The organism is Moraxella lacunata (assembly GCF_002027545.1).
GTDB classification, from domain to species: Bacteria; Pseudomonadota; Gammaproteobacteria; order Pseudomonadales; family Moraxellaceae; genus Moraxella; species Moraxella lacunata.
In genome coordinates, this window is record NZ_MXAN01000034.1 from 27,140 (window position 1) to 35,336 (window position 8,197).

Genomic DNA, 8,197 nt, shown 5'->3' on the forward strand with positions numbered 1-8,197 from the left:
TTGAAATAACCGATTTTTATTGATAACCATAAATCATAAGCAGTAAGGTAATGTAATGCTTGACGAAGGTTTTATTCATAAAAACAGCCGAGAAATTGTAGAGTTATGCCAAGAGCCTGACACGGCATTGACCGCATTGGCGTATTGGGTAAAATATGAAAATATTGACAAAGATGCCATCTGTGCCATCCACAAGCGAATCTGTGCGGACATGGACATACAGTCGGCTTATTATTTGGTGCGAATCATGCAAGCCATGCCAGAGTCAGAGCGACCCATAGATATACAGCCGTTGATGGAGCTAGTAGGCGAGTTTGGGGGCGAGCTTAACAACTCACTGCCCACACTGGTCAATCGAGAGATGTTGGAGCAAATCCAGCAAGAGAGCGGTGTATTTTCATGAGCATGTCAAGCATTTCCGAGCAAGTCATCAGTCTTTGCCAAAGCCCAAATACTGCTCTGCAAGCCATTCATATTTTGATTGCCAATAATGGAGCGAGCGAATCTGCTTTTCGTGCCGTTTATGATAGGGTCATGGCGGATAATGACGTGGACGGAGCGTATTATTTGGCAAATTTTGCCCAAAAGGTGGATGATTTGCCTTTTGACGGCACACCGCTTATTGACATGGTGATGAATGGCGATGATAAAAATATGAAATTGGCGTTGATTGAAAAATTACCAAAAGAAATTTAGTCGGAATATTTGGGTAAAATTTAAGGGCGTTGAGACGCTCTTTTTTAGGGTGTGCCTACCTTTGATGTTTGCAATGAAAAATGAGAAAAATCGCACGTTTTTCAAGGAAAAAATGCAGATTGATAGTTATTCTATCAAGCAAGTTTTTGACGCAGAAAAACAAGATTTGGTCATTTTTCATGCAAAAATTGATTTAAAAAGTTAAATTTTTGCCTTATTTTATAAAAATGTTGTCAATGGTAGGCACGCCCTAATGCTCAATGATTAAAATTATGCTAAAATAATCGGTTTCTTTTAAAAATATATAATCTTATGAGCTTTTTAACCAAAACATTTGATGTCATCGTTATCGGTGGCGGACACGCAGGCACAGAGGCCGCTCTTGCGTCCGCTCGCATGGGGGCAGATACCCTACTTATCACGCACAACATTGAGACGCTGGGGCAGATGAGCTGTAACCCTGCCATTGGCGGTATTGGCAAATCGCATCTGGTGCGTGAAGTGGACGCACTGGGCGGGGCAATGGCACTCGCAACCGACAAGGCAGGCATTCAGTTTCGGGTGCTAAACAGCCGTAAAGGGGCAGCGGTGCGAGCGACCCGAGCCCAAGCCGACCGTATTTTATATAAAGCCAGTATCCGCCATACGCTTGAAAATCAGCCAAACTTGACAATTTTTCAGCAACCTGTGGACGACATCATCGTGGAGAACGGACGTGCGGTGGCGGTGGTTACGGCGACAGGCATTCGCCTAAATACTCGCACGGTGGTGCTGACATCAGGGACGTTTTTGGGTGGGGTGATTCATGTGGGGCTAGACCACCAAAGCGGTGGACGGGCAGGCGATATGCCGTCCATTCGTCTTGCCGACCGTTTGCGTGAATTAAACTTGCCTGTCGGACGACTAAAAACAGGCACGCCCGCTCGCATTGACGCTCGTACGGTGGATTTTTCCGTGATGACCCCCCAACCAGGGGATACGCCCCTGCCTGTGATGAGTTATATGGGCGATGTTGCCATGCACCCACGCCAAATTAACTGTTATATTACGCACACCAACGAACGCACGCATGACATTATCCGTGCCAACCTTGACCGCTCGCCCATGTTTAGCGGTAAGATTGAAGGGGTGGGACCCCGTTATTGCCCAAGTATTGAGGATAAGATTCATCGCTTTGCCGACAAAGACAGTCATCAGATTTTTATTGAGCCTGAGGGCTTGACCACGCATGAGCTATACCCCAATGGCATTTCAACAAGCCTGCCGTTTGATGTGCAAATTGAGTTTATCCATAGCATGAAAGGGCTTGAAAATGCCCATATCACACGCCCCGGCTACGCCATTGAATACGACTATTTTGACCCACAAAACCTAAAACCCACGCTAGAAACCAAATCCATTGACGGCTTGTATTTTGCAGGGCAAATCAACGGCACGACAGGCTATGAAGAGGCGGCGGCACAGGGGTTACTGGCAGGACTAAATGCAGGACGCATGGCACTTGGCAAGTCATCGTGGACACCGCAAAGACACGAGGCGTATCTTGGCGTGTTGGTGGACGATTTGATAACCCACGGCACCAAAGAGCCGTATCGTATGTTTACAAGCCGTGCCGAACATCGCCTGCTACTGCGTGAGGACAATGCAGACGAACGTTTGACCGCCATCGGACGAGAGCTTGGGTTGGTGGACGATGAACGCTGGGCGAGATTTAGTCAAAAGATGGAGTCTATCGCCAGTGAAACCGCCCGCCTAAAAGACATTTGGGCAACGCCAAATAATGCCATTGGTCAAGATTTTATGGCAAACACAGGTGAGATTTTGACCAAAGAAAATAGCCTGCTTGACCTACTAAAACGCCCAAATATTAGCTTTGCTGACATTGCCAAAGTGTCAGACAGTACGGTGGGCGATGACGTGGGCGAGCAGATTGAGATTAGCGTTAAATATCAAGGCTATATTGACCGCCAAAATGACGAGATTGAGCAGATGAAACGCCTTGAAAACACGGCTTTACCGCTTGATTTTGATTATGCGAGCGTATCAGGCTTATCCAATGAAATCGTACAAAAACTTACCCAAGTCCGCCCTGCAACATTGGGGCAGGCAAGCCGTATTAGTGGCGTTACCCCTGCGGCGGTGAGTTTACTTGCGATGACGGTTAAGAAGATGGTAAAAGCCAAAAAAGAATTGAGTGATTGAGTGTGATATGAAACAAATATCTTTTGAGTTTGGAGAATGTAATTCCCAAACCAAATTAAAAGCCATTGATTTATTTGCAGGAATTGGCGGTATTCGTTTAGGCTTTGAACAAGCCTTTGGCGATGACATTGAATTTGTTTTTTCATCAGAATTGGATAAGTTCGCCAAGCAAACTTATCACGCCAATTTTAATGAAATGCCCTATGGCGATATTACACAAATTGAAGCCAAAGACATTCCGCCCCACGATATTATTTTGGCAGGATTTCCTTGTCAGGCATTTAGCATTGCTGGGTTAAGAAAAGGCTTTGATGATACTCGTGGTACTTTATTTTTTGATGTGGCTCGCATTGCTAAATATCACAAGCCCAAACTGTTGTTTTTGGAAAATGTTAAAGGCTTTAAAAATCACGATAAAGGCAATACTTTTTTGGTGGTAAAACAAACTTTGGAAGAATTGGGCTATCGTGTTTATGCCAATATTTTAAATGCCAAAAACTTTGGTGTTCCCCAAAATCGTGAACGCATTTATATTAGACTTCTTTCCAAACCCTGATTTTTATGGATTTTTAAAAACTTCAACCCCAATACTTATAAGGGTTTATTTTTAGTTTGGAAAGAGATTTATTATTGCTATTTTAAATGATTTTAATCAAACAGCCAATATTGATTTTAATTATTTAAAAAATATCGTTAAGCCGTCCAAAGTTGGTAGTATTTTACAAGAAAGCGTTGATGACAAATATACCATTTCCGATAAATTATGGGCAGGTCATCAACGCAGAAAATTGGAACATAAACAAAAAGGCAATGGTTTTGGGTATTGTCTGTTTAATAAAAATTCGGATTATACCAGCACCATTAGTGCCAGATATTATAAAGATGGCTCTGAGATTTTAATTGAGCAACAAGGTAAAAATCCACGCAAATTAACCCCAAGAGAAGCGGGTAGATTGCAAGGATTTCCTGATGATTATGTGATACCTGTTAGTGATAATCAAGCCTATAAGCAATTTGGTAATAGTGTGGCTGTACCTGTAATTTATGCCTTAGCAGAGCATATTCGCAAAGTGCTATTTGATGGAGAAAAATTAAATGAAGTTGCCTAAAATTGAAATTAAACAAGAAAAATCAGACATTAATTTAAAATTTTATCTGTTTTTAAAATATATCATCAAAGCAAAGTTAAGAGATTTGCAAGTGAACGCTATTTTGCAAGAATACCAATTGTTTTTGACTGCTAAGGATTTGGAGTTATTTAAGAAATCCGTATTGGATAATTTTAATCAACCAACAAAAACTGCCAAAAATCAATTTAATAATTTATCAGAAATTTTTACCCAAACCAATACTTCTACTGATGTAGAAGTATTGGTATTTTCTTTAAAATTATATTTGATTAAAGATTTGTTATTGCAAGAAGCTAAACTAAAATCTATTTATGATTTGGATAAATTAAAAGAACTTAATCCCTTATCTTTGGAATATGATAAAATCACAGTTTTTAACCCTTATACCACTCGGGTAAATGGGGCTTTATTGTCATTGGCTTTCTTTGAAAGTTTGGACAATGGATTTATTTCAAAAACAACCGATGAATTTATTTTAAGCTTATCCAAGCAAAGTCAAGAATTGCAAAAGTTTGGTTTAGAACCCAATCAAATTTTTATGATTGTTTTTACTGAAAGCATCAACCGATCCATTACTAGCCATAGTGGCACGGATTATGAAAATCGTATTTTGTCGGTTTTGATTGGATTGGGAATTGATAAGAATGCAATCAAAAAAGTTCACGATAATGCCGATAAATCCACAGAATTTGATTTGTTTTTTGAATTAAATGGCAAAAGTTATGGCATTGGTGCAAAACGCACTTTGCGAGAACGCTATAAGCAATTTATTAAAACTGCTCAAATGACCCCCCCAATTGATGTGATGATTGAGATTACTTTGGGAACGGATTTGACACAAGAAAAAGCAAAATCCATTACCAATCACGATGTTTATTTGTTTGTGGCTGATGAAGTTTATCAAGCCAATGTTTACTTGCAAGAAATGGATATGGTATATTCTTGTCAAGAATTAAGTTTGGATTTGTTGAGAAAGTTACTATGAACCCTCAAGAAATCCTACACGCCATTAATTTCGCCTTCATGATTGTCTTTCCAAACCTAGCCTTAATGGGGCTGGGTTTTTATCTACAAAAAACAGGCAAAATCAACGGCAATTTTATCGATACCGCATCTAAAATCGTCTTTAATTTTGGTTTGCCGTGCTTACTGTTTTTTAGTGTTATCAAGAGCAATGTGAACTATGCCGAGCAGTTACCGCTTATCATGGCAGGGTTTGTTACGACTTTTGTGCTGTTTTTTGGGGCGGAAATTTATGCCAAAATGCTCATCAAGGACGTGCGGGATAAGGGCGTATTTGTGCAGGGCGTGTTTCGCTCTAATATGGCGATTATCTCTTTGTCGGTGGCGACCAACGCTTATGGGGCGGTGGGGACGAGCGTGGGGGCGGTGTATATGGGGATTTTGACGATTTTGTATAATATCTTATCGGTCATCACGTTATCACGCACGAGCCAGAGTAAGGGGTTATCAGCTCAAAGTCGGGACATTATCATCAAGATTTTTCAAAATCCGCTCATCATTGCCTTAGTGTCTGCTTTTATGTATAAGGGGGTGGGCTTGCCCTTACCGCCCACACCGATTGCCAAAACAGGCGAACTGCTTTCAAACATTGCCTTACCGCTTGCCTTGATATGTGCAGGGGCGACGCTTGACATCAAATCCATGCTGGGCTTGTCGGGCGTATCCATGCAGGCGAGCATTGGGCGGATTATTGTCGCTCCCTTATTGGCGGTGGGTGTGGGCGTGGCATTTGCTCTACCGCCTGTACAGTTTGGCGTGCTGTTTGTCATGGTGGCAAGCCCTGCCGCCGCCGCAAGCTATGTCATGGCAAAGGCAATGGGCGGTAATGACGTGCTGGCGGCGAACATTTTGGCATTTACCACGGTCGTGAGCATGATAGGCATGGCGGTGGGTATGGCGTGGCTTCGGGTTTTGGGGTGGGTTTAAAACCCTTTTTCTATCAGGGTTGCCACGTCTGCCTTGGTGTGCTGACTGTCCCATGTGATGAGTGCTTGTAGGCGACGTTTATAAATCTCGGATAGCACGATGTTTTTGACGTTTTCGCCTTGTTTTTTTAATACGTCTTGGAGGCGTTGGCACAGAAGTTCATTAAACAGCAGTGCCATTTGTTCCAAATAATGATGTTGGTTCAGATAAAAAAACTCACGCCACAGCCTGCTAAGATGGTGTTGTAGCTCCACATTGGGCAGGCTTGCCATGATAAGATGAGCCTTGCCGTCGATGGCGGGTGCCGATTTGTCATGTAAGTCAAACTGAGCGATAGCCCCTGTGTCTACCATGTCCAAAATCATGTCAATGGTGCGAACCAACTCCGCCAAATCGGCATCAATGTCTTGCCAGTCGGGCAGGGCAGGCACGGACAGTCCTTGGCGTTCTAAGTGATCCAGATACGGCTTGTGGGCATCCGCCACGCCAGAGCTGGTCAGTAGGGCGGTTAGGGGGTTGTCCTTGATGATGTGGGGGGCGTAGAGCAGGCACAGATACAGCTGAGTGCTACTGTCCGTCTCTTGGTGGTAGTTGGCGGTGTCCCGAGCGGTTTGTTTGTGGTTTTTACCACTGAGTCTCGCCCAAAAGTCGTTATTGAGCCACCAGCGAAAACTTGACCCTTTGGGCAGTTTGGCGGTCAGCTCTTTTAATTCAGCGACCGCTCGGGCTTTATTTTCGGGCAAGGATAAATCATAACGGTTTTGTAGCACGCCATGGATATAATCCGCCATGCTTTGGGCGTGCGTGATTTGGGCACGCATGGCATCTACCCCATGAGCCTTGATGTAGGTGTCAGGGTCATGTCCATCAGGCAGGGTGAGAAATTTTAAGGTCTTACCATCAGGCAGTACCGGCATAGCAACTTCTAGGGTTCGCCACGCCGCTCGCTGTCCTGCGGTATCGCCATCAAAACAGAGCGTTAAGGTATCGTTATATTTTAACAGCCCCGCGATTTGCTTGTCATTTGCTGCCGTTCCCATCGGAGCGACCGCCCCATAAATCCCTGCTTGGTGCAAGGCGATGACGTCCATGTAGCCTTCTACCATGAGATAGTCTACTGCTTTGGCTTGGCGAGCTTCGTACAGCCCATATAGGATGTGCTGTTTGCTAAATACGGGCGACTCTGATGAGTTGATGTATTTGGGCATCTCATCGCCCAGCGACCGCCCTGCAAAGCCAACCACTCGCCCCTGCCTGTCCTTGATGGGGAAAATCACACGGTCTCGTAGCAGGTCAAAATCTCGCCCCTTTTGCGATGTCCTAACCAGTCCTAGAATACGCAAGCCTTCGATGTCATGGGGAAAAGCCTGCTCCAAATGTTGCCAACCGCTTGGAGCATAGCCCAAACCAAACGTGGCTATCGTCTCATCGCTTAGTCCCCGTGAGACAAAATATGCCTTTGCCGTGGGGTTTTGATGGAGCATGTTTTGATAAAACTGGGCGATGGCGGACAGCAGGGTGTATAAATCCCCTTCGCCATTTTGGGGAGTATGATATGGCGGATTGGTGCTATTAAAAGGGGTGTTATCCGCTTGATAAGGGGGATTATTGTAGCTGTCGTTATAACCGCCATTAAAGCCACTGTCAAAGTCGGTGTTAAAGTTGGTGTTAAAATCATTATCATAACCGTCATTAAAATTATCAGCAAAATCAGGATAATCATCATTGACTGATGGGGCGGTATTGTTATGATGGATGGATGGGTTGGTTGGTTGGGTATTTGAGTTGTCTGTATTGCCTTGATTTGTCTTTGTGGGTGTTTGGCTGTTGGGGTTTGGCGTTTTGTTTTTGGTGTAGCGGATTTTTTGGGCGAATTTGTCGTCTTTGGGCAGTTCTATGCCCGTTTGTTCGGACAGATAATCAACCGCTTCTTTGAAAGTCATGCGTTCAAATTCACGCAAAAAGGTGATGGGATTGCCTTTAACGCCACAGCCAAAACAGTAGTATAGGTTGGTTTGGGGGTTGACATAAAATGACGGGGTTTTTTCGCCATGAAACGGACAGCACCCCTTAAACTCACGCCCAGCAGGTTTTAGGGTGGTGTGTTTTTTGATGATGGCGACCAAATCAGCAGATGAATTTAGTCGTTCAAGCGTGGTGTCAGGGATTCTCATGCGTGTATCAAATAAAGAGATGGGGATTTTCCAATTTCAATTTTC

Annotated in this window: 9 protein-coding genes; 8 read left to right on the forward strand and 1 reads right to left on the reverse strand. The window is 43.7% G+C overall.

Going from position 1 to position 8,197, the window contains the following annotated elements; translation table 11 throughout:
* The first annotated feature begins 55 nt into the window (after nucleotides 1–55).
* From B5J94_RS05515 to B5J94_RS05545, 8 genes are all read left to right on the forward strand, one after another.
* Entirely contained in the window at nucleotides 56–403 is a 348-nt protein-coding gene (locus B5J94_RS05515; RefSeq protein ID WP_062501608.1) for a hypothetical protein, read from the forward strand.
* Entirely contained in the window at nucleotides 400–696 is a 297-nt protein-coding gene (locus B5J94_RS05520) for a hypothetical protein (RefSeq protein WP_062501610.1), read from the forward strand. The genes B5J94_RS05515 and B5J94_RS05520 overlap by 4 nt, the downstream gene beginning before the upstream one ends.
* 73 nt (nucleotides 697–769) lie before the next feature.
* Nucleotides 770–901 carry a hypothetical protein gene (locus B5J94_RS14985; RefSeq protein ID WP_265734262.1) on the forward strand — a complete coding sequence of 44 codons (132 nt, stop codon included), beginning with the start codon at nucleotides 770–772 and terminating at the stop codon, nucleotides 899–901.
* Nucleotides 902–1,008: 107 nt separating this feature from the next.
* Complete coding sequence (gene mnmG / locus B5J94_RS05525; protein WP_062501532.1) at nucleotides 1,009–2,898, forward strand: tRNA uridine-5-carboxymethylaminomethyl(34) synthesis enzyme MnmG; 1,890 nt, start codon at nucleotides 1,009–1,011, stop codon at nucleotides 2,896–2,898.
* A 7-nt stretch (nucleotides 2,899–2,905) separates the two neighbouring features.
* The gene (locus B5J94_RS14990) at nucleotides 2,906–3,454 is read left to right on the forward strand and encodes a DNA cytosine methyltransferase (protein WP_079363988.1); all 549 of its coding nucleotides are present in this window, start codon (nucleotides 2,906–2,908) and stop codon (nucleotides 3,452–3,454) included.
* Nucleotides 3,455–3,563: 109 nt separating this feature from the next.
* Complete coding sequence (locus B5J94_RS14995) at nucleotides 3,564–4,007, forward strand: DNA cytosine methyltransferase (RefSeq protein ID WP_265734263.1); 444 nt, start codon at nucleotides 3,564–3,566, stop codon at nucleotides 4,005–4,007.
* Nucleotides 3,994–5,013, forward strand: a complete 1,020-nt coding sequence (locus tag B5J94_RS05540) for a hypothetical protein (protein ID WP_062501092.1) — start codon at nucleotides 3,994–3,996, stop codon at nucleotides 5,011–5,013. Before B5J94_RS14995 ends, B5J94_RS05540 begins: the two co-directional genes overlap by 14 nt.
* Before the next feature lie 11 nt (nucleotides 5,014–5,024).
* Nucleotides 5,025–5,978 carry an AEC family transporter gene (locus B5J94_RS05545; protein ID WP_062501096.1) on the forward strand — a complete coding sequence of 318 codons (954 nt, stop codon included), beginning with the start codon at nucleotides 5,025–5,027 and terminating at the stop codon, nucleotides 5,976–5,978.
* On the opposite strand, the gene B5J94_RS05550 is transcribed toward B5J94_RS05545, so the two are convergent.
* A complete protein-coding gene (locus tag B5J94_RS05550) occupies nucleotides 5,975–8,152 on the reverse strand; it encodes a DNA primase (protein WP_062501094.1) in 2,178 nt (725 codons plus the stop codon). The two genes, B5J94_RS05545 and B5J94_RS05550, sit on opposite strands and share 4 nt — an antisense overlap.
* Between the last annotated feature and the right edge of the window lie 45 nt (nucleotides 8,153–8,197).